The 25,298-nt window shown below is 71.6% G+C and carries 19 protein-coding genes; 10 read left to right on the top strand and 9 right to left on the bottom strand.

The features are described from left to right. Nucleotides 1-63: 63 nt before the first annotated feature. Both fxsT and AB0I82_RS17350 read left to right on the top strand, forming a co-directional pair. Complete coding sequence (gene fxsT / locus AB0I82_RS17355) at nucleotides 64-2,853, top strand: FxSxx-COOH system tetratricopeptide repeat protein (protein ID WP_363258097.1); 2,790 nt, start codon at nucleotides 64-66, stop codon at nucleotides 2,851-2,853. Nucleotides 2,854-3,009: 156 nt separating this feature from the next. After that, entirely contained in the window at nucleotides 3,010-3,693 is a 684-nt protein-coding gene (locus tag AB0I82_RS17350; RefSeq protein WP_363258096.1) for a triacylglycerol lipase, read from the top strand. A gap of 84 nt (nucleotides 3,694-3,777) precedes the next feature. On the opposite strand, the gene AB0I82_RS17345 is transcribed toward AB0I82_RS17350, so the two are convergent. The 4 genes from AB0I82_RS17345 to AB0I82_RS17330 all read right to left on the bottom strand — a co-directional run bounded on the left by AB0I82_RS17345 (nucleotide 3,778) and on the right by AB0I82_RS17330 (nucleotide 10,572). Then, nucleotides 3,778-7,617 (bottom strand): multifunctional oxoglutarate decarboxylase/oxoglutarate dehydrogenase thiamine pyrophosphate-binding subunit/dihydrolipoyllysine-residue succinyltransferase subunit, encoded by a 3,840-nt coding sequence (locus tag AB0I82_RS17345; protein WP_363258095.1) that lies wholly within the window; start codon nucleotides 7,615-7,617, stop codon nucleotides 3,778-3,780. A gap of 261 nt (nucleotides 7,618-7,878) precedes the next feature. Next, nucleotides 7,879-8,994 carry an ATP-binding protein gene (locus AB0I82_RS17340; protein ID WP_363258094.1) on the bottom strand — a complete coding sequence of 372 codons (1,116 nt, stop codon included), beginning with the start codon at nucleotides 8,992-8,994 and terminating at the stop codon, nucleotides 7,879-7,881. After that, nucleotides 8,991-9,731, bottom strand: a complete 741-nt coding sequence (locus AB0I82_RS17335; RefSeq protein WP_030258798.1) for a response regulator transcription factor — start codon at nucleotides 9,729-9,731, stop codon at nucleotides 8,991-8,993. Before AB0I82_RS17335 ends, AB0I82_RS17340 begins: the two co-directional genes overlap by 4 nt. Nucleotides 9,732-9,876: 145 nt before the next feature. Continuing rightward, the gene (locus tag AB0I82_RS17330; protein WP_363258093.1) at nucleotides 9,877-10,572 is read right to left on the bottom strand and encodes a spermidine synthase; all 696 of its coding nucleotides are present in this window, start codon (nucleotides 10,570-10,572) and stop codon (nucleotides 9,877-9,879) included. A 151-nt stretch (nucleotides 10,573-10,723) separates the two neighbouring features. On the opposite strand from AB0I82_RS17330, the gene lon reads away from it, so the two are divergent. Further along, nucleotides 10,724-13,132 (top strand): endopeptidase La, encoded by a 2,409-nt coding sequence (lon, locus tag AB0I82_RS17325; RefSeq protein ID WP_363258092.1) that lies wholly within the window; start codon nucleotides 10,724-10,726, stop codon nucleotides 13,130-13,132. A 129-nt stretch (nucleotides 13,133-13,261) separates the two neighbouring features. Beyond that, nucleotides 13,262-13,861 carry a Uma2 family endonuclease gene (locus AB0I82_RS17320; RefSeq protein ID WP_363258091.1) on the top strand — a complete coding sequence of 200 codons (600 nt, stop codon included), beginning with the start codon at nucleotides 13,262-13,264 and terminating at the stop codon, nucleotides 13,859-13,861. A 6-nt stretch (nucleotides 13,862-13,867) separates the two neighbouring features. Here AB0I82_RS17320 and AB0I82_RS17315 read toward each other — a convergent pair whose 3' ends face one another. Together AB0I82_RS17315 and AB0I82_RS17310 are read right to left on the bottom strand one after the other, a co-directional pair. Further along, nucleotides 13,868-14,680, bottom strand: coding sequence for a lysozyme (locus AB0I82_RS17315; protein WP_363258090.1), 813 nt, complete (start codon nucleotides 14,678-14,680; stop codon nucleotides 13,868-13,870). A 123-nt stretch (nucleotides 14,681-14,803) separates the two neighbouring features. Next, on the bottom strand, nucleotides 14,804-15,673 hold the full coding sequence (locus AB0I82_RS17310) for a lysozyme (protein WP_363258089.1): 870 nt from the start codon (nucleotides 15,671-15,673) through the stop codon (nucleotides 14,804-14,806). Nucleotides 15,674-15,903: 230 nt separating this feature from the next. Here AB0I82_RS17310 and AB0I82_RS17305 point away from each other — a divergent pair, with 230 nt between their 5' ends. Next, on the top strand, nucleotides 15,904-16,422 hold the full coding sequence (locus tag AB0I82_RS17305; RefSeq protein ID WP_363258088.1) for a MarR family transcriptional regulator: 519 nt from the start codon (nucleotides 15,904-15,906) through the stop codon (nucleotides 16,420-16,422). Nucleotides 16,423-16,452: 30 nt separating this feature from the next. On the opposite strand, the gene AB0I82_RS17300 is transcribed toward AB0I82_RS17305, so the two are convergent. Further along, nucleotides 16,453-17,298 (bottom strand): hypothetical protein, encoded by an 846-nt coding sequence (locus AB0I82_RS17300; RefSeq protein ID WP_363258087.1) that lies wholly within the window; start codon nucleotides 17,296-17,298, stop codon nucleotides 16,453-16,455. A 578-nt stretch (nucleotides 17,299-17,876) separates the two neighbouring features. On the opposite strand from AB0I82_RS17300, the gene AB0I82_RS17295 reads away from it, so the two are divergent. Genes AB0I82_RS17295 through AB0I82_RS17275 form a run of 5 tightly spaced genes read left to right on the top strand, consistent with a single transcriptional unit; the run spans nucleotide 17,877 to nucleotide 23,628 of the window. Then, nucleotides 17,877-20,831 (top strand): nitrate- and nitrite sensing domain-containing protein, encoded by a 2,955-nt coding sequence (locus tag AB0I82_RS17295; RefSeq protein ID WP_363258086.1) that lies wholly within the window; start codon nucleotides 17,877-17,879, stop codon nucleotides 20,829-20,831. Further along, a complete protein-coding gene (locus AB0I82_RS17290) occupies nucleotides 20,828-21,316 on the top strand; it encodes a roadblock/LC7 domain-containing protein (protein WP_363258085.1) in 489 nt (162 codons plus the stop codon). The genes AB0I82_RS17295 and AB0I82_RS17290 overlap by 4 nt, the downstream gene beginning before the upstream one ends. After that, complete coding sequence (locus AB0I82_RS17285; protein WP_030258778.1) at nucleotides 21,313-21,714, top strand: DUF742 domain-containing protein; 402 nt, start codon at nucleotides 21,313-21,315, stop codon at nucleotides 21,712-21,714. Before AB0I82_RS17290 ends, AB0I82_RS17285 begins: the two co-directional genes overlap by 4 nt. A 4-nt stretch (nucleotides 21,715-21,718) precedes the next feature. Further along, the gene (locus AB0I82_RS17280) at nucleotides 21,719-22,333 is read left to right on the top strand and encodes an ATP/GTP-binding protein (RefSeq protein ID WP_030258774.1); all 615 of its coding nucleotides are present in this window, start codon (nucleotides 21,719-21,721) and stop codon (nucleotides 22,331-22,333) included. Between the two features lie 41 nt (nucleotides 22,334-22,374). Next, entirely contained in the window at nucleotides 22,375-23,628 is a 1,254-nt protein-coding gene (locus AB0I82_RS17275) for a styrene monooxygenase/indole monooxygenase family protein (RefSeq protein ID WP_363258084.1), read from the top strand. A gap of 76 nt (nucleotides 23,629-23,704) precedes the next feature. Here the strand turns inward: AB0I82_RS17275 and AB0I82_RS17270 are convergent, their stop codons facing one another. After that, a complete protein-coding gene (locus AB0I82_RS17270; RefSeq protein WP_363258083.1) occupies nucleotides 23,705-24,856 on the bottom strand; it encodes an NlpC/P60 family protein in 1,152 nt (383 codons plus the stop codon). A gap of 157 nt (nucleotides 24,857-25,013) precedes the next feature. Further along, a complete protein-coding gene (locus tag AB0I82_RS17265) occupies nucleotides 25,014-25,280 on the bottom strand; it encodes a hypothetical protein (RefSeq protein ID WP_363258082.1) in 267 nt (88 codons plus the stop codon). Nucleotides 25,281-25,298 lie beyond the last annotated feature (18 nt).

The following is a 25,298-nucleotide window of genomic DNA, read 5'->3' as shown; positions in this document are numbered from 1 at the left end:
GGCACGGTGGGATACGGAAGAACAGGGCCGTGTCCACGGTCCCCCGGAGGAGAGCAGGACCGTATGCCGCAGGCCGAGTCGACGTTCCCGCAGCGGCCGACGGAGGCCGCGTCCACGCGGGTGCCGCGGCCCGCCCGGCCGGTACGGCCCGGGCCGCCGGCCGGCCCGCGGGTCACCGTCAGCGTCGCCGGGGACGGCCGCGCCTGGGGCGACTGGATCGCCGACCGACTCGAACGCCACGGACTGCGCGCCCCGCTGCACCACTGGGACCCGCCCGCCGCCATGGAGCTGCGCGCCGCGCTCGGCGGGCTCACCCTCTCCGGCGGCCGGGTGCTGCTCGTCTTCAGCGCCGGCTACTTCCAGCCCGGCGTCCGCACGGGACGGGAGTGGGACGCCGCGCTCGCCGCCGTCACCGCGGCCCACCCCGGCCGCTTCGCCGCCGTCTCCGTCACCGACCCCGGCAACCTCCCCCGGGGCGCCGCCGCGCTCGGCCCCGCCCAGCTGACCGAGGCCGGCGCGCACCACGCCGAGCGCCTCCTGCTGCGCCGCCTCGGGCTCGCGGACACCCCGGCGCCGGGCACCGGCGGCCCGCGCTTCCCGCTGGACGCGCCCGACGTCTGGGGCGGCGTGCCGCGCCGCAACCCCCGCTTCACCGGCCGCGCGGCACTCCTCGCCCGCATCCACCGCCGCCTGGCGGGCTCCGTACGGGGCGCCGCGGTCTGCACCCTGCTGGGCATGGCGGGCGTCGGCAAGACCCAGCTGGCCGCCGAGTACGTGCACCGCTTCGCCACCGAGTACGACGTGGTGTGGTGGATCAACGCCGGTAACGGCGACCGGGCCCGGCACAAGATGGCGGCGCTCGCCCCGGAACTCGGGCTGCGGACCGGCCCGGAGGAGCGGCTGCGCGCGGTCATGGACGCGCTGCGCCGCGGCGAGCCGTACCACCGCTGGCTGCTCGTCCTGGACGGCGCCGATGACCCCGAAGCGGTGGCCGGGCTGCTGCCCAGCGGCTCGGGCCACGTCCTGATCACCTCGCGGAACCGCTCCTGGGACACCTACAACACGCTCCTCCTCCCGGTCCCCGTCCTCGACCGCCCGGAGAGCGTCGCCTTCGTACGCCGCCGGGCCCCGCGCCTGGGCGCGGCCGAGGCGGACCGGCTGGCCGCGGCGCTGGAGGACCTGCCGCTTCTGCTGGACCAGACGGCGGGCTGGCTGAACGACTCCGACATGAGCGTCGGGAGCTATCTGCGGCTGCTGGAGGGCGGCATCGGCGACGCCCGCACGGTCGTCGCCGAGGACTTCCCGATGACCTTCGCCGCGGCCTGGACCGCCCTGCTGGACCGCATCGCCGAGACCGCGCCGGACGCCGGGGAACTGCTGCGGCTGTGCGCCGTCCTCGCGCCCGGCACCGTGCCGGTCACCCTCCTCGGCCGGATCCGCGGCGACTTCGCCCCGCTGACCGGCGACCCGCGGCGGCTCCAGGACGCGCTGCGGCTGCTCGCCCGCTACTCCGTCGTGGACGCCACCCGGACCGCGGACGGCGCCGAGATCACCGGCATCCACCTGCACCGCATGGTCCGCCTCCTGGTCCGCGAGGGCGTCCCCGCGGACGAGCGGGAACGGTACGCGCGCGCCGTACGCGGCGCACTCGCCGCCGCCGACCCCGACCGCCCCGAAGAGCCCGCGCGCTGGCCCGAGTACGCCGCGCTGCTGCCGCATCTGCTGCCCTCCGGCGCGCTGGAGGCCGACCCGGCGGAGACCGCGCGCCCGGTACTGAACTGCCTGCGGTACGCCTACCTCGCCGGCGACCGGGACACCGGCCTGACCCTGGCCCGGCGCGTGGACCTCGCCTGGCGCCGGCTGCTGCCCGAGGACCACCCGCGCCGCCTGGACCTGCTGCACGCGCACGCCAACCTGCTGCGCGCCGCCGGACAGTACGCGGCCTGCGAGGAGCTGGACCGGGCCGCGCTGGAGCGGCTGCTCGGCCGGAGCTCCACCCCGGACGCCGACATCCTGCGGGCCGCCACCGGGCTCGCCGCCGACCTGCGCGGCCTCGGCCGCCTCCAGGAAGCCCTGGAACTCTCCCGGTACGTGCTCGACGGCAGCCGGCAGACCTTCGGCGAGGGCGACGGGCGCACCCTCGCCGCGCAGAACAACACCGCGGTCTCCCTACGGCTGCTCGGCGCCCACGACGAGGCGCTGGACCTGGACCTGGAGACCCTGCGGGCGCGCCGCCGGCTCCTCGGGCCCGGCCACCCCTGGACGCTCTACTCCGAGCTGCACTACGCCACCGACCTGCGGCTCACCGGGCGCGTCGAGGCGGCGCTGGAGCTCCAGGAGCGGACCGTGCGCAGCCACCACCGGGTACTGGGCGCCGACCACCCCCAGTCGCTGCGCGCCGGGCACGGGCTCGCGCTCTGCCGCCGGGGTGCCGGGCAGGGGGAGCGGGCCCGGCAGGGCATGGAACGGCTGCTGGAGCGGGCGGTGCGGCTGCTCGGCCGCCGGGACCCGCTCACCCTGATGACCGCGGCGGGTTTCTGCTGCCTGGAGCGCGAGTCCGGCGACCCGGAACGCGCCCTGGCCACGGCCGAGCTCACGTACACGGGCTACCGCGAGCTGCTCGGCCCCGCCCACCCGTACACCGTCGGCAGCGACGCCAACCACGCGCTGGCGCTGCTCGCGGCCGGCGACCGCGCGGCGGCCCTCGGGTCCCTCAGCCGCGCGCTGCCCGCCATGGAGCTGGCGGTCGGCCCGAGCCACCCGTGGACCCTGGACCTGGCCCACAACACCCGCTCCACGGAGGCCGATCTGCCGCCGTACCAGCTCCGCGACTTCGAGCCGCTGACGATCTGAACCGTCCGAAGGAGCCCGCACCCGGTTGGTGAGCGGCGAGAAAATCATGGACATGACAAGTGCACGCGTCTTGACGGTCCCGGAATACCCGGCAGTAGCCTGAGGCGCCCTCAGAGGCACCGGTGCTTCCCCCTTCTCTTCATCCCGTGAGGACACGTGAAGAAGACAGCGCTCATGGCCGTGCTCGCCGGCTGCCTGCTCGCCCTGCACGCGCCCGCTCCCGCCGGTGCGGCCGGCGGCTCCGGGTTCACCGCCGCCAGTCACCCGATCCTCTTCGTCCACGGCTGGTCCGGCAGCGGCGCCAACTGGGACACCATGGCGGGACGCTTCCGCGCCGACGGCTGGCCGGCCGCGTATCTGGACCAGTGGAGTTACGACTCGCGCCAGTCCAACGTCACCACCGCACAGCAGCTGGCGACCGAGGTCGACCGCCTGCTCGCCGCGACCGGGGCGTCCCGGGTCGACGTCGTCACCCACTCCATGGGCGGGCTCTCCTCGCGCTACTACGCCAAGAACCTCGGCGGCGCGGCGAAGATCGACGCCTGGGTGTCGCTCGGCGGCCCCAACCACGGCACCGACTCGGCCGACGCCTGCGCCGACACCTCGTGCGGCGAGATGCGGATCGGATCGGACTTCCTGACCGCCCTGAACGCCGGGGACGAGACGCCCGGCAGCCCCCGCTACGCGACCTGGTGGTCGCCGTGCGACACCGTCATCAACCCCGACAGCAGCGTCTCGCTGGCCGGCGCGGCCAACACGCGCACCGCCTGCCTGAGCCACAATGCCCTGCTCACCGACGCCACCGTCTACGCCCAGGCCCGGGACACGGTGAACGGCTGACACCGGCCCGGACATACGGGTGGGCCCCCACCGGAACGATCCGGTGGGGGCCCACTCGTACTGCTACTGCCTCATGCGGTCAGCTCAGGCGTCGAACGCCTCCGCGATGAGCTGGGCCTGCTCGGCCTGGTGGCGCTTGGCGGAGCCGACGGCCGGGGACGAGGAGTGCGGCCGCGAGATGCGGCGCAGACGCTCGCCGTGCGGGATGTCGGCGCCGACCGCCAGGTCCAGGTGGTCGATCAGGTTCAGGCCGAGGAACGGCCAGGCGCCCTGGTTGGCGGGCTCCTCCTGGACCCACAGGAACTTGCCGGCGTTCGGGAACTTGGCGATCTCCGCCTGCAGCTCCTTGCCCGGCAGCGGGTACAGCCGCTCGATGCGGACGATCGCCGTGTCGTTCGCACCGCGCTTCTGCCGCTCGGCCTCCAGGTCGTAGTAGACCTTGCCGGAGCAGAAGATGATCTTCTGCACGGCGTTCGGGTCGACCGTGCTGTCGCCGATCACCGGGCGGAAGCCGCCGGTGGTGAACTCCTCCGTCTTCGACGCCGCGGCCTTCAGACGCAGCATCGACTTCGGGGTGAAGACGACCAGCGGCTTGTGGTGCGGGTTGTGCACCTGCCAGCGCAGCAGGTGGAAGTAGTTGGAGGGGAGCGTCGGCATCGCGACGGTCATGTTGTTCTGCGCGCACAGCTGGAGGAAGCGCTCGATGCGGGCCGAGGAGTGGTCCGGGCCCTGGCCCTCGTAGCCGTGCGGCAGGAGCAGCGTGACGCCGGAGGTCTGGCCCCACTTCTGCTCGGCGGAGGAGATGAACTCGTCGACGACGGTCTGCGCGCCGTTGACGAAGTCACCGAACTGCGCCTCCCACATGACCAGCGACTCGGGACGGGCCAGCGAGTAGCCGTACTCGAAGCCCATCGCCGCGTACTCGGAGAGCAGCGAGTCGTACACGTTGAACCGCGCCTGGTCCTCGGAGAGGTACAGCAGCGGCGTGTAGTCGTTGCCGGTCTCGCGGTCGATGAGGACCGCGTGACGCTGGCCGAAGGTGCCGCGGCGGGAGTCCTGGCCGGCGAGCCGGACCGGGGTGCCCTCCATCAGCAGCGAGCCGAAGGCCAGGGTCTCGCCCATGCCCCAGTCGATCGTGCCGTCCTCGACCATGGCCGCGCGGCGCTGCAGCTGGGGCAGCAGACGCGGGTGGACGGTGACCCGGTCGGGGATGTTGACCTGGGACTCGGCGATCCGCTTGACGACCTCCTGGGAGACCGCGGTGTCCACGTGGACCGGGAACTCGGCCTGCGGCTGCGGGACCTCGGGCGCCATCGGCGTCGTGGTGGCCTCGCGGACCTCCGTGAAGACCTTCTCCAGCTGGCCCTGGAAGTCCTGCAGCGCCTGCTCGGCCTCCTCCAGCGTGATGTCGCCGCGACCGATGAGGGACTCGGTGTAGAGCTTGCGCACCGAGCGCTTCTTGTCGATCAGGTCGTACATCAGCGGCTGCGTGAAGGCCGGGTTGTCCGACTCGTTGTGACCGCGGCGGCGGTAGCAGATCAGGTCGATGACGACGTCCTTGTTGAACGCCTGGCGGAACTCGAAGGCGAGGCGCGCAACGCGCACCACGGCCTCCGGGTCGTCACCGTTCACGTGGAAGATCGGCGCCTCGATCATGCGGGCCACGTCGGTGGCGTACATGGAGGAGCGGGCCGACTCCGGCGCGGCGGTGAAGCCGACCTGGTTGTTGATGACGATGTGCACCGTGCCGCCGGTGCGGTAGCCGCGCAGCTGCGACATGTTCAGCGTCTCGGCGACCACACCCTGGCCCGCGAACGCCGCGTCACCGTGCAGCTGGACCGGCAGGACCGTGAAGTCCGTGCCGCCCTTGCCGATGATGTCCTGCTTGGCGCGGGCGATGCCCTCGACGATCGGGTCGACCGCTTCGAGGTGCGAGGGGTTGGCGGCCAGCGAGACCTTGATCTGCTCGCCGTCGAGACCGGTGAAGGTGCCCTCGGCGCCCAGGTGGTACTTCACGTCGCCGGAGCCGTGCATCGACTTCGGGTCGAGGTTGCCCTCGAACTCGCGGAAGATCTGCGCGTAGGACTTGCCGACGATGTTGGCGAGGACGTTCAGGCGGCCGCGGTGGGCCATGCCGATGACGACCTCGTCCAGCCGCGACTCGGCGGCGGAGTCGATGACCGCGTCCAGCATCGGGATGACGGACTCGCCGCCCTCCAGCGAGAAGCGCTTCTGGCCGACGTACTTCGTCTGCAGGAAGGTCTCGAACGCCTCGGCGGAGTTCAGCCGGCGCAGGATGCGCAGCTGCTCCTCGCGCTCCGGCGGGGTGTGCGGACGCTCCAGGCGGTCCTGCAGCCACTTGCGCTGCTTGGGGTCCTGGATGTGCATGTACTCGATGCCGGTGGTGCGGCAGTACGAGTCGCGCAGCACGCCGAGGATGTCGCGCAGCTTCATCATCGACTTGCCGGAGAAGCCGCCGACCGCGAACTCGCGCTCCAGGTCCCAGAGCGTGAGGCCGTGCTCGGTGATGTCCAGGTCGGCGTGCTTGCGCTGCTTGTACTCCAGCGGGTCGGTGTCGGCCATGACGTGGCCGCGCACCCGGTAGGCGTGGATCAGGTCGAAGACCCGGGCCGCCTTGGAGACGTCGTCGTCGTGGCTGACGTCGATGTCCTTGAGCCAGCGCACCGGCTCGTACGGAATCCGCAGCGACTTGAAGATGTCGTCGAAGAAGTCGTTCTCGCCGAGCAGCAGCTGGCTCATGATGCGCAGGAACTCGCCGGAGGCGGCGCCCTGGATCACGCGGTGGTCGTACGTGCTGGTCAGCGTCATGACCTTGGAGACGCCCAGCTTGTTCAGGGTGTCCTGCGAGGTGCCCTGGAACTCCGCGGGGTACTCCATGGCGCCGACGCCGATGATGAGGCCCTGACCGGGCATCAGGCGCGGCACGGAGTGCACGGTGCCGATGCCGCCGGGGTTCGTCAGCGACGCGGTGACGCCGGTGAAGTCCTCCATCGTCAGCTTGCCGACCCGGGCGCGCCGGACGATGTCCTCGTACGCCTGCCAGAACTCGAAGAAGGTCAGGGTCTCTGCCTTCTTGATGGCGGCGACGACGAGCTGGCGGTCACCGTTCGGCTTCACCAGGTCGATGGCCAGGCCGAGGTTGATGTGGTCCGGCTTGACCAGCGTGGGCTTGCCGTCCTTCTCGGTGAACGAGTAGTTCATCGAGGGCATCGCCTTGAGCGCCTGCACCATGGCGTACCCGATGAGGTGGGTGAAGGAGACCTTCCCACCGCGGGCGCGCTTGAGGTGGTTGTTCATGACGATGCGGTTGTCGAACAGCAGCTTCACGGGAACGGCGCGCACGGACGTGGCCGTGGGCAGCTCCAGCGAAGCGTTCATGTTCTTCGCCACGGCGGCGGCGGGGCCACGCAGGGTGACGTACTCCGGGCCTTCGGGCGCCTCAGAAGTGCGCGCGGCGCCAGCCGCTCCAGTGGAGCCGGTGCTTGCACCGGAGGGCTTGGCGTCCGCCTTCGGAGCGGCGGCCTTGGCAGCAGGCTTGGCCTCGGCCTTCGCCGGGGCGGCCTTCGCAGCCGGCGCGGCCTTGGCGGGCGCGGGCTGAGCTGCGGCAGGCTCGGCGGGCTTCGCGTCGGCCTGCGCCGGAGCGGCAGCCGCGGGTGCGGCGGCCGGCTTGGCCGGTGCGGGCTTGGCCTCGTCGGCCGGAGTACCCGACGTGACCGGAGCGCCCGGCTTGTAGTCGGCGAAGAAGTCCCACCAGGCTCGGTCTACCGAGTTCGGGTCCTGGAGGTACTGCTGGTAGATCTCGTCTACGAGCCACTCGTTCGCACCGAATCCGGCTGCAGGGTTCTTACCCTGCCCGTCTTGGTCGGTCGAGGTACTCGAGGTGTTGGGGGACTGTGGCGACACGGCGGCAACCGCCCTCTTCCGCTTCCTAAAGGTGGTGGACAGCGGGAATAAAGGCTACGCCTCTGTCGACCAATGCTGCAGTCCGGGAGGGGTACTCGTCGCGCACGTCACATTTGGCGGCGGGTTTCGGGGAACGAGATGGCGGGAAACATGCGTGGTTCGCTCGCACCTGGGTAGGCGGCATCGCCATCGCACCCCCGGTAGGGACACGGGGAACACCCCGAATGAGTGGTTCCACCACCGACCCTACGCCACCGGGCGTCAAGGAGCGGGCTGACCGGTCCCCGGAAGGGTGACGCGGATACGGCAGCCACGCGGGGATTCGGCCACTCCGATGCGCCCGCCGTGCAGATCCACCGCCCAGCGCGCGATCGCCAGGCCCAGCCCCGTGCCGCCGTCGGTGCCCGGACCGGAGGGCGCGGGCCCGCCGCGGTTGAACCGCTCGAAGACCCGGTGCCGCTCGGACGCAGGGATGCCGGGCCCCTCGTCCTGCACCTCCAGGACCAGGCTCCCGGCGCCCTCGCCGCGGCGCGCCCGTACGGTCACCCGGCCGTGCGGCGGGGAGTGCTTGATCCCGTTGTCGATCAGGTTGGCGACGACCTGGTGCAGCCGCTCGGCATCCGCGTGCGCGGTCAGCTCCGGCGGCGAGACGTCCAGGTGGAGATGGACGTCCGTACGGCTGTGATGGCTGGAGCCGACGGCCAGCGTGGAGGCGCTGCGGCTCATATTGGCCTCCTTCAGCACCCCGGAGAGGTACGGCCAGACCTCGAAGCGGCGGGCGTGCAGCGGGATGACCCCGTTGTCCAGCCGGGAGAGGTCCAGCAGGTGCTCGACCAGGCGGCCGAGCCGCTCGGTCTGGCTCAGCGCGGTGCGCATCGTCTCCGGATCGGCCTCGGAGACGCCGTCGACGACGTTCTCCAGTACGGCGCGCAGCGCGGCGATCGGTGTGCGCAGCTCGTGCGAGACGTTGGCGACCAGCTCTTTGCGGTGGGTGTCCACCGCTTCCAGGTCGGCGGCCATCGTGTTGAAGGCGTCGGCCAGCTCGCCGAACTCGTCCCGGCGGCTGCCCTGCACCCGCCGGGTGTAGTCCCCGGCGGCCATCGCCCGGGTCACGTCCGTCATCTCGTCCAGCGGGGCCGTCAGCCCCTGCGCGACGAACTGGGTGATCAGCAGCGAGGCGATGATCGAGAAGACCGTGATGACCCGCAGCTCCGTCGCCGAGTGGAACGCGACGAGGACCAGCAGGGTCGTGATGATCACCGAAACGGTGACCAGCGCGCCGAGCGCCGCCTTGACCGACCGGTACGGATCGAGCGGGCGCATCGCCTCCCAGGCCCGCAGCCAGAGCTCACGTGCCAGGGGCCGGGGCGACCTCATGCCGGCGGGGTCTCCAGCGCGTAACCGACGCCGTGCACCGTGCGGATCCGCTCGGCGCCGATCTTCCGGCGCAGCGCCTTGATGTGGCTGTCGACCGTACGGGTGCCCGAGGCGTCCGCCCAGTCCCACACCTCGGCGAGCAGCTGCTCACGGGAGAGGACGGCGCGCGGCGTGTTGGCGAGGCAGACCAGCAGGTCGAACTCGGTGGGGGTGAGGTGCACGTCGGCGCCGCGCACCCGGACCCGCCGCTGCGCGTGGTCGATCTCCAGTTCACCCAGGCGCAGGATGCCGCTGCGCGGGGTGTGCGCGGCGAGCGCGGCCCGCTCGACGCGGCGCAGCAGGACGTGCACGCGGGCGGCCAGCTCCCGCATGGAGAACGGTTTGGTCATGTAGTCGTCGGCGCCGACGCCGAGCCCGACCAGCATGTCCGTCTCGTCGTCCCGGGCGGTGAGCATCATCACCGGGACCGGCCGCTGGGCCTGCACCCGGCGGCACACCTCCAGGCCGTCGAAGCCGGGCAGCATGATGTCGAGGACGAGCAGGTCGGGCTGCCATGCCTCGGCGGTGTCCACGGCCGACGGGCCGTCGACGGCGGTCTGCACCTGGAAGCCCTCGGCGCGCAGCCGGGCCGCGATGGCGTCCACGATCGTCGGGTCGTCCTCGACGACGAGCACCCGCCGCTGGGCGCCGGGCGTGGCCGCCGCCGCGGCGCCGTGGGTGGTCTGAGTCTGGTCCATCGCCCGCCCCTGAATTTCCCCGTGCGTGGTCGCGTTCTGTCTTGCTGTACTGACGTACTGACTTGCTGTATTGCTGTGCTGACCGGCTGTACTGACTGGTCGCATACTGCTGGGCAGCAGCGTAAAGGCACGATGTGACCCGCGGCTACGCGCGTTTCCCGGCGAGGTGGACCACGTCCGGGACGCCTCGGACAACAGGGATCTCTTCGGTGCGAACGTCACTGAACCCGGCATTCCGGAGCGCATCCTCGAACGCGGGGGAGGGCTGCGCCGACCAGACGGCCAGCACGCCGCCCGGCGTCAGCCGGTCCCGGCAGGCCGCCAGCCCGGCGGGGGAGTAGAGGCCGCCGTTGTCCTCGGTGACGGTCCAGTCCGGCCCGTTGTCGATGTCCAGGCAGAGCGCGTCGTACGTCTCCGTGCCCGCGCCCTCCCGTACGTACGCGACCAGATCGGCCTGCACGATCTCCGTGCGCGGGTCGGCCAGCGCCGGGCCCGACACCGCCTCCAGCGGCCCCTGGCGATGCCAGTCGATCACCGCGCCCTCCCGCTCCACGACCGTGATCCGGCCCCACCGCGGCTCGGCCGCGGCGTGCGCCAGCGAGAAGCCGACGCCCAGCCCGCCGATCAGTACGGACGGCCGCGCGCGGTCACCGGGCAGCGCCGCCAGCGCGGCGTCGACGAGCAGCCGCTCCGACCGCCCGTCCGAGGTGTCCATCAGAAAGCACCCGTTGGCGATGATCTCGAAATGCGGGCCCCGCCGCCGCAGCACCACCTCCCCGTAGGGGCCGTCCCGGCGCTCCAGCGTGACGGGAGTCTCGTCGGTGGCGTACAGGGCTGACATGGGTGCGGGACCTCCGTGGTCGGGGATGCCGGACGGCCCCAACTGTACGAGTCACGGCCTGATCGCTCACAGCGAAATACCCCCGGGGAACATCCACCGGCTCACGAGCATTGAGTGAGTACAGCTCAACTTGCCTGCCGAAGGGGAGATCATGGCTTCGACGTCCACACCGCTCACCCTGCCCGTGCTGCCTCTCGACGACGAGGTCGTCCTGCCGGGCATGGTGGTGCCGCTGGACCTGTCCGATGCGGACGTACGCGCCGCGGTGGAGGCCGCGCAGGCCGCCGCCTCACCGGGTAACAAGCCACGGGTGCTGCTCGTTCCACGCATCGACGGCACGTACGCCGGCGTCGGCACGCTCGGCAAGGTCGAGCAGGTCGGCCGGCTGTCCGACGGCGACCCGGGCGCGCTGATCCGCGGCCTGGGCCGGGTGAAGATCGGCTCCGGGACGACCGGGCCCGGTGCGGCTCTCTGGGTCGAGGGCACCACGGTCGAGGAGACCGTCCCGGATCCGCTCCCCGGTGCCGTCACCGAGCTCGTCAAGGAGTACAAGGCCCTCGCCACCAGCTGGCTGCGCAAGCGCGGCGCCTGGCAGGTCGTGGACCGCATCCAGCAGATCGAGGACGTCGGCCAGCTCGCCGACAACTCCGGGTACAGCCCCTTCCTGTCCACCGAGCAGAAGGTGAAGCTGCTGGAGACCACCGACCCGGTGGCCCGCCTGAAGGACGCCACCGAGGCGCTCCGCGAGCACCTCGCCGAGCAGGACGTCGCCGAGTCCATTGCCAAGGACGTCCAGGAGGGCGTCGACAAGCAGCAGCGCGAGTTCCTGCTGCGGCGCCAGCTGGAGGCGGTCCGCAAGGAGCTGTCCGAGCTGAACGGCGACGCGGACGACGAGAGCGACGACTACCGCGCCCGCGTCGAGGCCGCCGACCTGCCCGAAGAGGTCCGCAAGGCGGCCCTCAAGGAGGTCGACAAGCTGGAGCGGTCCAGCGACCAGAGCCCCGAGGGCTCCTGGATCCGCACCTGGCTGGACACCGTCCTGGAGCTGCCGTGGACGGAGCGCACCGAGGACGCGTACGACATCAAGGGCGCCCGCGCCGTCCTGGACGCGGACCACGCGGGCCTGGACGACGTGAAGGAGCGGATCACCGAGTACCTGGCCGTCCGCAAGCGCCGCGCGGACCGCGGCCTCGGCCTGGTCGGCGGCCGCCGCGGCGGCGCCGTCCTCGCGCTGACCGGCCCGCCCGGCGTCGGCAAGACCTCCCTCGGCGAGTCCGTCGCCCGCGCCATGGGCCGCAAGTTCGTCCGCGTCGCGCTCGGCGGCGTCCGCGACGAGGCGGAGATCCGCGGCCACCGCCGCACGTACGTCGGCGCGCTGCCCGGCCGCATCGTCCGCGCCATCAAGGAAGCCGGCTCCATGAACCCGGTCGTCCTCCTCGACGAGATCGACAAGGTCGGCTCGGACTTCCGCGGTGACCCGGCAGCGGCGCTCCTCGAAGTCCTGGACCCGGCCCAGAACCACACCTTCCGCGACCACTACCTGGAGGTCGAGCTCGACCTGTCCGACGTGGTCTTCCTGGCCACCGCCAACGTCCTGGAAGCCATCCCCGAGCCGCTGCTCGACCGAATGGACCTGGTCCGCCTCGACGGCTACACCGAGGACGAAAAGGTCACCATCGCCCGCGACCATCTGCTCCCGCGCCAGCTGGAGAAGGCGGGCCTGGAGTCGGGCGAGGTCGTCATCGAGGACGCCGCCCTGCGCAAGCTCGCGGGCGAGTACACCCGCGAGGCAGGCGTCCGTAACCTTGAGCGCGCCATCGCCCGTCTCCTCCGCAAGATCGCGGCCAAGCACGAACTGGGCGAACAGGACCTCCCCTTCACCGTCGGCGTGGACGAGCTGCGCCCGCTGATCGGCCGGCCGCACCACGTCCCGGAGTCCGCGCAGGACCCGGAGGAGCGGCGCACGGCGGTGCCCGGTGTGGTGACAGGCCTGGCCGTGACCGGCGCGGGCGGCGACGTGCTGTACGTCGAGGCCTCGCTCGCCGACGCCGAGACCGGCGGCTCCGGCCTCCAGCTCACCGGCCAGCTCGGCGACGTGATGAAGGAGTCGGCGCACATCGCCCTCTCCTTCCTCCGCTCCCACGGCGCGGAGCTGGAGCTCCCGGTCGGAGACCTGAAGGAGCGCGGCGTCCACCTCCACGTCCCCGCGGGCGCGGTCCCCAAGGACGGCCCGAGCGCCGGCATCACCATGACCACGGCCCTCGCCTCCCTCCTCTCCGGCCGCCAGGTCCGCCCCGACGTGGCAATGACCGGCGAGGTCTCCCTCACGGGCCGCGTCCTCCCCATCGGCGGCGTCAAGCAAAAGCTGCTGGCCGCGCACCGGGCCGGGATCACGACGGTCGTGATCCCCAAGCGCAACGAGCCCGACCTCGACGACGTCCCCGCCGAGATCCTCGAAAAGCTCGACGTCCACCCGGTCTCCGACGTCCGCCAGGTCCTGGACCTGGCCCTGACCCCGGCGTCGACCCCGGCTTCACCGGAGGTGCCGGTGGCGGCGTAATGGCCGCGAACACCTGACGAGGCCCGGCAATCCTTTTCGAGGAATGCCGGGCCTCGCCCGTTTCGTGGTCACCGTGCGTATCGTTGTACTGCGCGACTGGCCGCGACCCGCGGCAGTGGGGAGGAGCGCATGAAGACCATCGCTGAGTCCGACTGCAGGATCGAGATCGAGATGGCCGACATCGACGAGCGCCGCTTGGACGAAATGTTCGAGCGGCTCGAGCGGATGCCTGTCCCCGAGGGCTACAAGGCCGAGATCGTCGAGGGGACCGTCTACATGTCGCCGCAGCGGGACAACCACTGGGACATCATCGCGGGGATCATTGAGCAGCTGCGGCCCAAGTACCCCCGGAAGCGGATCAAGTCCGACGTGCGGATCGACTACCCGGGCGGGATGAACGGTCTCGCCTCGGACGTCACAGCGCTGAAGGACGGTGCGACGAAGACGAGCAAGGGCCGCTGGCGCTGCGAGGACGTCGAGTTCGTCGCCGAGGTGATCTCCAAGGACACCGCGCGGAACGACTACGGCCCCAAGCTGACCGCCTACGCGACGGCCGGTGTGCCCGTGTACCTCATCGTCGACCCGTACGTCGGCAAGTGCCACCTCTACACGCTTCCCAAGGAAGGCGAGTACACCAACGACCTCACGGTCACCTTCGGCACGCCGGTCGACATGACGACCACGGACATCGGCCTGGAGATCACCACCGACGAGTTCGAGCGGGGCTGAGCCCGCTCAGCCCGTCGCCAGTTTCCGCAGGTCCGCCACCGACCCGTTGAAGACGTTCTGGTCGCCCGGGAAGCGGCCGCGGTCGGAGTACTGCCAGATGGTCTGGGTGGGCCAGCCGGACGGGAGGGGGTGGGGGGAGGTGGCGTAGCGGGCTATCCAGAGGGGGTGCTTGATGCCGAAGGACGGGGTGTTGCCGGTGCAAAGGCGCCACCAGTTGGTGGAGGTGTAGATCATCGGGTAGCGGCCGGTCCGGGCGTGCACCGTGGCGCTGAAGTCGCGGATCCAGGCGGTCATCGCTGCCTGGCTCAGCCCGTAGCAGGTCGCGCCGTACGGGTTGTACTCGATGTCCAGCGCGGGCGGCAGCGTCCGGCCGTCCGCCTTCCAGCCCCCGCCGTTGTCGACGAAGAAGTTGGCCTGGGCGGCGCCGGACGAGGAGCTGGGGATCGCGAAGTGGTACGCGCCCCGGATCATTCCGGCGTTGTACGACCCGCCGTACTGCTGCCCGTACTTGGGGTTGCGGTAGCTCGTGCCCTCGGTGGCCTTGACGACGGCGAAGCGGGCGCCGGCGCGCCAGGCCGCCGCCCAGTTCACGTTGCCCTGGTGGCTGCTGACGTCCATGCCGGCCACCCCGGCGAGCGGCTGCGGCGTCGTGCCGGACGCGGTGCCGCCCTCGTGGGCGCGGAGCGTGCCGCCCGCGCGGTGGTCGGGTCCGTCGGTGGATGCGGGGGAGGCGGATGCGGGAGTGGCGGCGGCGGGCACGGCCACCGCGAGGGCCGTGCAGACCGTGGAGAGCAGCGTGATGCACCGGCGTATGCGCATAGGGGGGAGCCTCTTTCGAAGACGCGCAAGGGGGAGGGGGAGACAGGGCGCCGTGCCGCGAGGGCCTGCGGGAGGGGGCCGGCGCAGGTCCTCACGGCACGGTGGGGGAGCCCTGTCGGCCTCTTACCCGTTCGCGAGCGCCTGGAGACGGTCGTACGCGCCGTTGAAGAGGTTGTGGTCGCCCACGGTCGGCCCGGTGGACGTGTACTGCCAGATGGTGTGGTAGCCCCAGCCGGCCGGGAGTTCACCCACCGAGGAGCCGTACCGCGGGACCCACAGCGGGTTGGTGTTGCCGAAGCCCGCGTAGTTGCCCGTGCACTGCTTCCACCAGTTGGTGGAGGTGTAGAGCACCGCGTCCCGTCCGGTGCGTGCCTTGTACGTGGCGAACCAGTCCTTCATCCAGTCCACCAGGGCGGTTGCGCTCTTGCCGTAGCAAGTGGCGCCGTACGGGTTGTACTCCATGTCGAGCGCGCCGGGCAGCGTCTTGCCGTCCCTGGACCAGCCGCCTCCGTGGTCCACGAAGTAATTGGCCTGGGCCGCGCCGGACGAGGTGTTCGGGAGCGCGAAGTGGTACGCGCCGCGAATCATGCCGACGTTGTAGGACCCGTTGTACTGCTGAGCGAAATATGGGTTGGTGTAGCTGGTGGATTCGGTCGCTTTGACGTAGGCGAACTTCACCCCGCTGTTCCACAGCGTCGACCACGCGACGTTGCCCTGGTGGCTGCTGACGTCCACGCCTTCCACGGACGCCTGGACGGACGGCGCGACGGACGGGCCGGTGCCGCCCTCGTGCTTGGCGACCTGTGAGCCGGCCCAGTCCTGGCCGGGATGGGTGGGCTCCGGCGCGTCCGTGCCGGGAGTGGCGGCGGGCCCGGCGGCGGTCGCGGGGCCGACGGTGCCGCAGAGCAGGGCGAACAGGGTGAGGAGGAGTGCGGCCACCGTGGCGGTGGGGCGCCGGAGGCGGCGGGCCGGGCCGGATCTGTGCACGCGCATACGTGACTCCAGAGATCTCGGTGGGACCTGGGAGGGACCAGCCGACGAAAGAGGGGGACGGCCGACTTGGTGTGGTCATGCCATAAATGCCCGATACGCGCGTAGAGCAAACGCAGGAAGGGGGTCAGGTGATTCCGGTGGTCCAATCCTGCGAAATACTGGCTCAGCTGCGGAATCGGCCGCCGCTGAAAAATTCTTCCATCGTCCGGAAAACGGGAAAGGGCGCTGACGTGCACAACACCGGAACCGACGGGGCGGCGGCGAAGCGGCCCGGCGCCATCGACGACCTCTTTCTGTCGCTGGAACACGAGTTGGCCGTATTCCTGCGCCGCGCCCGCGCCTCCTCCGGCGAAATGGCCCGCGAGGTCCACCCCGACCTGGAGCCCTCGGCGTACGGCCTGCTGCTCCGGCTCGCCGAGGCCGGCGAGCAGCGCGCCACCGAACTGGCCTGCTACTTCGGCGTCGGCAAGGCGACCATCAGCCGTCAGCTGCGGGCCCTGGACGACCTCGGCCTGGTGGCGCGCGAGAAGGACCCGGCCGACGGGCGTGCCGTCCTGGTCCGGCTCACGGACGAGGGGCTGGCCCGCTTCACCCGAGTACGCAGCGCCCGGCGTGACCGGTACGCCCGTCGGCTCGCCTCGTGGGACCGCGGGGAGATCGCCGAACTGGCGCGCCTGCTGCATCGGTTGAACGATGAACAAGAGCAGGAGCAGGATGGGCCCGAGGAAGGCGAGCGGGAGCAGGACTGACGCCCGCGCCTCCCCCTCACGGCTCCGCCCTCACAGCTCCGCGAACACCACCGCCGCGTCGTCGTGCATCTTGCCGCGCGGGAAGTCCAGCCCGTCCGCGTCCGCGTTCTCGGCCGCCCGTACCCGGTCGATGAGCGCCTGCGGCCCCTCCTTGCGCACCACGCCCAGGCAGTCGGCCCATGAGCCCTCGCGGAACACCTCCACCCAGCGCCCGGCCCCGTCGCTCAGCGCGGTCAGCGAGCGGACCCGGTCGCGCGGCACGGTGCCGGTGACCGCGCGCGCCGCCACCGAGGGGTCGGCGGCAGCGGTGTAGAAGCCGCCCTCGGCGTTGCGTAGCGCCTCGACCGCCGCGACGTACTCGCGGGCCGCGGCCGCCCGTTCGGGCGAGCCCTCCGGCAGCGCCCGTACCGCGGCGCGCAGCTCACCGACCGCGGCCGGCAGCTGTTCGAGGCGCTCGTCCAGTACCGCCTCGACCGTGCCGTCCGGCGCCTCGATGAGCAGCGCCGAGTCCGACAGTACGAGGTACTCCACGGCGTACGGGGACCAGCGCGCGGCGATGGCCGTCGCCTGCGGGGTCCGCCTGTGAGAAAGGTCACACGTGTCGCGATGGGCCGCGGCGGTGCGCCCGATGGCTTCGGAGAGCGCTTCGGTGAGCGTCATGTCGCGGAGCGAACCGGACAGTTCGAGCATCGCGCCCCCGAGGCGCGCGGTGAACCACGGCACGTCGTGGCGGCACCCGAAGTCCTCCTGCGGCGGCGTCACACCGTCGAGCAGAACGAGGACGCCGCCCTGCCCGGAAGCGGGCAGCGCTACTGATGCGTAGTCCTCGTTGGGGCGTTGGGGGTCGCCGGGCTCGGTGGCCAGTTCGATACGCATGGGGGCAAGCATGCCGGAGCGACGGGAATTGGCTGAGGAAGAGCGTCCGGAATGCGGCGAATCGGGGGCGCGGCGCGCGAACGGCGCCAATTGCGGTTCCGGGAGGGGGTAAAAGGCCGTTCCGTAAGATGCGGGCGGGCATCCTGCCAGGACCCGGACCGTTCTCCAAACCCGCCCGCCGATGGCCTACTGTTGCGTCCCACAGCGGAAGTTGATGGTCAACTTCCGATTGATGTTCACTCATTCAGGTGGCCGGGCAGGCGTTGCCGGGCCACCGCGCGGCGCCGGTGAAATGGTCGTATTCCGGATCATGGGTGGGGCCATTCCCTCATCGCGACGCGCACAGCCGGACTGTCTGCCCGGCGGGGGCGTGAGGTGCTGCGGATGCGCCGCAGATCCGCCTTCCGGGGCGAACGGCCGGGTCCGCAAGGCCACACACGGCGTGGGCAGGCGAGACAGGATTGCGAGCAGCGGTGCGGAAGAAGCGGCTTCGGGGTGACGTGGTGGAGCCGGGAACACCGGCCGGCCCGGCCAGGTCCGGTACGGACGGTGACCGCGCGGGCGGACGTCCCGCGCGCGTGCGCAACAGGCTCATGGGGGCAGTGGCGGTGGTCGCCGTCGCCGTCATGGCGGTCGGTACGCCCGTCATCGCCTCGGCGACCCAGGACGTGGACGGCTCCCAGGAGCTGGTGGACCTCGGCGAGCTGAACGCCCGCGCCGTGACGCTCTCCCACTCCCTCGCCGACGAGCGCGACGCCATGACGGTGTATGTCGCGGGCGGCCGGACGACGCGCGGTGGGCACGGTGTCTCGGAGGCCCAGCGGGCCCGCGTGGACCGGCAGATCAAGGACCTGCGCGCCGAGGCGGCGGAGAGCTCCGCGGAGACCGAGGCGTTCGGCGAGGCCGGCAAGCTGCTGGAGTCGCTGCCCAAGGTCCGTCAGCAGGGGCTGACCGGCGCGGGCAGCGCCCTGGCCACCTTCAAGTCCTACACTGCCACCATTCAGGCACTGGACGCCATTTCGGCCGACATCGCCCAGCGGGTACCGCCCCGCGCCACCGCGGCCGGCTCCCACGCCGAGGCCCTGCCGCTTCTCGCCCGCGCCACCGAACAGGCCTCCGCGACCCGCGCGCTGCTGCTCGCCGGGCTGGCGAGCGAGGGCCGGCAGACCGACCTGTCCGCCGCGGCCCAGCAGTCGCACGTACGCGAACTGGCCTCGCTCGCCGACTTCGCGCAGACCGCCGGCGACGACACCCGGGACAGCTACGACCGCACGGTCAACGGCACCGACGTCGACATCGCCGAGCGCTACCTCGACAAGCTCACCGACGAGCGCCGGCTCTACCCCCTGGACCTCCAGCTCGACCGCAAGCACATCGAGTCCAGCACCGCCACCCGCGTCGGCCTGATGCGCAGCGTGGAGTCCTCGCTGAGCACCGCCGAAGTGAAGGCGATGGCGAAGCTCCGGGACGACGACGTCACGTCGCTGGAGATCCGCATCGGGCTGGTCGGGCTCTGCCTGCTGCTCGCCGTCGGCATCAGCATCTGGGCGGCGCGCACGATGACCCAGCCGCTGTCCGCGCTGCGCCGCGGGGCCGCGCGGGTCGCCAAGGACCCGGGCGAAGAGCAGTCCATCGAGTACAAGGGCCGCAACGACGAGTACGCGCAGACCGTGCGCTCCGTCAACGCGCTGCACGCGCAGGTCGCCGAGCTGGCGACCAAGGCCGCCGAGGCGGAGGGCGAGCGCGCCCGGATGGCGAGCGGCCGCAAGCGGCTGGCCGCCGAGCGCGACGTACTGCTGGAGGAGCGCGCCGACCTCACCGAGCGGCTGGCCGCGCTGCGTTCCGGCGTGAACAACCGGTTCGTCAGCCTGGCGATGCGCACGGTCGGCCTCGTCGAGCGCCAGCTCGCCGTCATCGAGGGCCTGGAGGAGAAGGAGCAGGACCCCGAGCGGCTGGAAACGCTCTACAAGCTCGACCACTTCGCCGCGCGCGTCCGCCGGAACAGCGAGAACCTCCTCGTCCTCTCCGGCTCCGAGCACAGCAACCACAACGCCGTGCCGGTGCCGCTGCTGGACGTGCTGCGCGCCTCGATCAGCGAGATCGAGCGGTACGAGCGGGTGCGCATCCAGTCGCTGCCGCCGCACTCCCAGATCGCCGGCTTCGCCGCCGACGACGTCAGCCACCTGGTCTCCGAGCTGCTGGACAACGCCACGGCGTTCTCGCCGCCGGACGCCCATGTCGAGCTCTCCGGCTGGCTGCTGGAGAGCGGCGAGCTGATGCTCTCGGTCCAGGACCAGGGCATAGGGATGACCGCCGAGCGGATGGCGGAGCTGAATCAGCGGCTGGCGGACCCGGAGACCGCGACGTCTTCGGAGACGGTCGACGAGGCGCTCGGCCTCGGCCTGTACGTCGTCGTACGGCTCGCCGCGCGGCACGGCGTCCGCGTCCAGCTGCGCGACCAGCAGCAGGGCGGCATCACCGCCGTCGTGGTGCTGCCGAAGTCCATCCTGCCGACCCGTCCGACGCCGGCCGCGACCGCGCAGCCCGGCACGGTGCAGTCCGGGCCGACCCTCCCGGGCTCGGTCGCCGAGGCCAACTCCAACGCCCTGCCGACGCGCGGCCAGCGCATGCTGCCGCCGCAGCGGGATCAGCAGCCGCAGCAGGCGCAACAGGAGCAGCAGCCCCAGCAGGTGGAGCCGCAGCAGCCGCAGCACGGCCGGCCGCAGCAGCCTCAGCAGGCACAGCAGCCGCAGTCGGCACCGGCTCCCGTCGGTGACCCCCTGACGGACCCGCTGCCGGATCCCCTGACGGACCCGCTGCCCGATCCCCTCACGGACCCCCTGCCGGAGTCCCTCCGGGGCCCCGTGCCGGATCCCCTCACGGACCCCCTGCCCGACCCCCTCACCGACCCCCTGCCGGACTCCCTCACGGGCCCGTTCACGGACCCGCTGATCCAGGCCGCCGAGCGGACGATCGACGAGGCGGGCATCGGGACGGCACCGGCCGCACCGCACACGGCCGCGCCGAATACGGCCGCACCGAGCAACGGCGTGCCGGGCACGGCCGCGCCGCGGCCGGGTGTGCCGGACTTCTCCGGTGACCCCGACGGCGGCCCCGAGACCGGTGCCGTACCGGTCGGCCGGTCGCCGTACGTCGCAGACGAAACCCCGGCGCCGTCCCCGCACGACGCCCCGGCGGCGCCGTCGCCGGTCAACGGCGGCAGCGCCGAGCACAGCCGGGCCGAGGACGCCGAGGAGGAGCCGCCCGCCCGACGGCTCACCGACATGGGGCTGCCCAAGCGCACGCCCCGCGTCGTGGCACAGCGGCCGCCGAGCGCGCCGCGACAGGGTGGGGTGAACGCCGAGGCGCTGCGGCGCCGGCTGGGCGGCTTCCAGCAGGGCGCACTCGCGGGCCGCAAGGATGTCGAGGCCGAGATCGCGGAGCGCACGGCCGAACAGACCATCCCAGTAACGGACACCGACGGAGCGGGGGCCCCGGGAGAGAGTCACGTTGTCGAGGAGGCACGCGATTGAAGGCGCAAGCGCCCACTGCTTACGGACTGAGTCATCAGGCACGGAATCTGCAGTGGCTGTTGTCCAACCTGGTCGACGAGGTGCCGGGCATCCGTTCGGTCGCCGTCGTGTCGTCGGACGGACTGCTGCTGCTGGCTTCCGACCCGGTGCTGGCGGAAGGTTCCGCTGAGACCGCGGGGCACCGCGGCCCGCGGGGTTCCAGCGCCGATCTGGCCACGATCGTGTCCGGCGTCGGCAGCCTCACCAACGGTGCGGCGAAGCTGATGGACGGCGGCTCGGTCAAGCAGACGATGATCGCCATGGACGAGGGCAGTCTGTTCGTCAGTTACATCAGTGACGGTTCGCTGCTCGGCGTGCACGCCACCCCCGACTGCGACATGAGCGTCATCGCCTACCACATGGCGCTCTTCGTCGGCCGGGCCGGCCATGTCCTCACCCCCGAACTCCGCAGTGAACTGCGCAAGTCGATGGAGAGCGCCCAGTGAGTACCGCACCCAAACTCCCCACGCGAGGCGGGGACCGGAAACCCGCGCGCGTGCGGCCGTATTCGCTCACCGGCGGCCGCACCCGTTTCGGCCACGTCCTGCTGGTCGAGACGTTCGTGGCCGCATTGGAGGCGCCGGAGGAGCGCCGCGAGCTGACCTCCGGCAACTGGGCCGACCGGGTCATGCCCGAGATGCGGGCCATCGTCGAGCTGTGCCGCCGGATGCGGTCCGTCGCGGAGATCTCCGCGCTGCTCAAAATGCCGCTGGGCGTGGTCCGCGTCCTGCTCAGCGACCTCGCCGACCAGGGAAAGATCCGCGTCTACGGCTCCGGGCACGGCACCGGCCAGCCCGACCGCGCGCTGCTTGAGAGGGTGCTGAGTGGACTTCGCAGGCTCTGAGACGATGACGGCGAGCGCCGGGACGCCTGCCGCCGACGAAGGGCTGCAGAGCTGGCAGACGGACCGTACGCAGGCCCCCATCGCCACCAAGATCGTGGTGGCGGGCGGGTTCGGCGTCGGCAAGACGACCTTCGTCGGGTCGGTCTCCGAGATCACGCCGCTGCAGACCGAAGCGGTGATGACGCAGGCCAGCGAGGACACCGATGACCTCACGGCCACCCCGGAGAAGACCACGACCACGGTCGCGATGGACTTCGGCCGCATCACGCTCGACCAGGACCTGGTCCTGTACCTCTTCGGTACGCCGGGCCAGCAGCGGTTCTGGTTCATGTGGGACGACCTGGTCCGGGGTGCCATCGGCGCGATAGTGATGGCGGACACCCGGCGTCTTGAGGACTGCTTCCCCGCTCTCGACTACTTCGAGAGCTGCGGTCTTCCGTACGTCGTCGCCGTCAACCACTTCGAGGGGACCGCCGAATACGCGGCCGAGGATGTGCGCGAGGCCCTCTCCGTACCGCATGGCGTACCCGTGGTGATCATGGACGCGCGCAAGCGGATCACGGTCGTGGAGTCCCTGCTCACCCTCGTCGGGCACGCCCTGGAGATGACCCCCGAATAGGTCCGCACCGCTCGCGGACCCCAGCAGAGAAGAGCACCACCATGCGGAAGATACTCATCATCGGAGCCGGCCAGTCCGGTCTCCAGTTGGCCCTTGGTCTCCAGTCCAAGGGCTATGAGGTCACCCTCATGTCCAACCGCACCGCCGACGAGATCCGTTCCGGCCGGGTCATGTCCACGCAGTGCATGTTCCACACCGCCCTCCAGTACGAGCGCGACCTCCAGATCAACTTCTGGGAGAGCCAGGCGCCGCGCATCGAGGGCCTGGGCGTCTCCGTGGCGGCCCCCGGCAGCTTCGAGTCGCCCGAGGGCTCGCAGCGCGCCATCGACTGGGTCGGCAAGCTGGACGGCTACGCCCAGTCCGTCGACCAGCGCGTGAAGATGGCCGGCTGGATGGAGACCTTCGCGCAGCGCGGCGGCCAGCTCGTCATCCACGGCGCCGCCGTCTCCGACCTCGACTTCTTCGCCTCCCGCTACGACCTCACGCTGGTCTCGGCGGGCAAGGGCGAGCTGGTGTCCATGTTCGGCCGGGACGCCACGCGTTCCCCGTACGACACCCCGCAGCGCGCGCTGGCCGTCGCGTACGTGCACGGCATGGGCCCCCGCCCGGAGCACCCCGAGTTCGACGCGGTCCGCTGCAACCTCGTCCCGGGCGTCGGCGAGCTCTTCGTCATGCCCACGTACACGAACTCCGGCCGCGCCGACATCCTCTTCTGGGAGGGCATCCCCGGCGGCCCGCTGGACGCCTTTCAGGGCGTCAAGGACCCCAACGAGCACCTGGCGCTGACGCTGGAGCTGCTGGAGAAGTTCCTGCCCTGGGAGTACGCGCGCTGCACGAACGTCGAGCTGACCGACGCCAACGGCACGCTCGCCGGCCGCTACGCCCCCACCGTCCGCAACCCGATCGGCAAGCTGCCCTCCGGCGGCCTCGTCCTCGGTGTCGCCGATGTCGTCGTGGCCAACGACCCGATCACCGGCCAGGGCTCGAACTCCGCCTCCAAGTGCGCCAAGGCGTACCTGGACTCGATCCTCGAGCACGGCGACAAGCCGTTCGACGCGGACTGGATGCAGGACACCTTCGACCGGTACTGGGCCACCGCCCAGCACGTCACCAAGTGGACGAACGCCATGCTGGCCCCGCCGCCGGAGCACGTCCTGAACCTGATCGGCGCGGCCGGCCAGCTCCAGCCCGCGGCCGATCGTTTCGCCAATGGCTTCAACGACCCCTCCGACTTCGAGAACTTCTTCTACGAGCCGGAGAAGACGAACGCGTACCTGGCGTCGTTGGGCGCCTGACGGTCCACGTCCGCACGACACGGCGGGGCGGTTCCCTCGGGGGGAGCCGCCCCGTTGTGCGTTGCCGTGGGTCTGCTCAGCTCTCGGGCGCCGACGCGTCTCCGTACCCCGTGTCGTCCCCGTCCGTGGCGCCCTCCGGGAGCTCCGGTGGCGTGTAGTTCTTGAGGCCGGGCGCGTCCTCGTCCGGGCGGACGGCGCCCAGGAGAGGGTTGGCGGCGATCGGGGAGATCTTCACCTTGGCGCCGGGGCGCGGGGCCTGTACGACCATGCCGTCGCCGAGGTACATCGCCACATGCGTCGCGCCGGGGAAGTAGATCACCAGGTCGCCGGGGCGGAGCTTGCGCAGGCTGACGTGCGGCAGTTGCTTCCACTGCTCCTGGCTCGTCCGCGGGATCGGCTTGCCCGCCTTGGCCCACGCCTGTGAGGTGAGGCCCGAGCAGTCGAAGGAGTCCGGGCCCTCGGCGCCCCACACATACGGCTTGCCGACCTGCGTCAGCGCGTACGCCATCGCCCGCTGACCGCCCTTCGACGGGGCCTGCGGACCGCCGAGCGCGCCGGAGCCGAGGAATGCCTGCTGCGCGTCCTCCATACCGGCCCGCTCCAGCCGGCTCAGCTCCGCCAGCTGCTCCGGCGAGAGCGAGGAGAGCATCGCCTCGACCTCCCGCAGCCGCTCCTCGACCGTCGCCTTCTGCTTCTTCCGCCGGTCGGCCAGGGACTTCTGCTTGTCGAGCGCCTTCTTGGCGTCGGTCGCCAGCTTGTCCGCCTTAGCGGCGCTGCCGGCGAGCCGGGCGACCGTGTCCGCCTGGTGGCCGGCCGCCTCCTTGAGCAAGTGACCGCGGTCCAGGGCCTGCTCGGGGTCCTTGGAGAGCAGGAACTGCACGTACGGCGAGAGGCCGCCGGGCCCGGAGCCCGTGTACTGCTCGCGGGCCAGCCGGCCGGCGTCCGCGCGCCCCTGCGCCAGGTCCGAGCGGGCGGCCTTGAGCCGTCCGTCGAGCTTCTTGGACAGCTTGGCCTGCGCCTTGAGGTCCTCCTCCGTGGCGTTGTACGCCTCGGTGGCCGCCTCCGTCTGCTGGTAGAGCTTCTGCAGCCGGGTCAGCAGCTCGCTCACGGGGATGTCGGGCGGCGCGGCGGGCCCGGCCATTGCGTACACAGGCGTCGCGGGCAGTGCCACGGCGGCGGCGCCCAGCAGCGCCACCGAACCCACCGACCGCCGGAACCGTCCCCGCACCGCGCCACCTCCGCTCTGGTCGACCATCCGACTCGTTCGGATGGTGCCACGGGCCACGCCTTCCCGCCGGGGGAGCGGGCGAACCGGGGGAACGGGCATCACCCGATCGGCGGCCGCCGTGTACGGGAAAAACGCCCGACGAGAAGGGGGAGTTCCCTCAACGCCGACGTGTCCACGGCCATTTGGGCCGACCTTCGCCCGGCCGCGCATCCGCGTCGTACGTGTACACCCAGCCGCGCGGCAGTCCCAGCCGGCCGGCCGGGCCGGGCTCGCGCCGGTAGACGTGCACCGTCTCCGGCGCGCCGGCCTCCCCGGGGACGGGGATCTCGTACCGGGCGGGCGGCCGGCCGGTCGCGCCGACCAGGACGGGGAGCACCCGCCCGTCCAGCGGGCCGCCGACGAAGGGCGTGTTCTCGCTTCTCACCCGGTCAGTGTCACATCA

This window comes from Streptomyces sp. NPDC050315 (assembly GCF_040655775.1).
Classification (GTDB): Bacteria; Actinomycetota; Actinomycetes; order Streptomycetales; family Streptomycetaceae; genus Streptomyces.
This window is presented reverse-complemented; position numbering and strand designations above follow the sequence as displayed.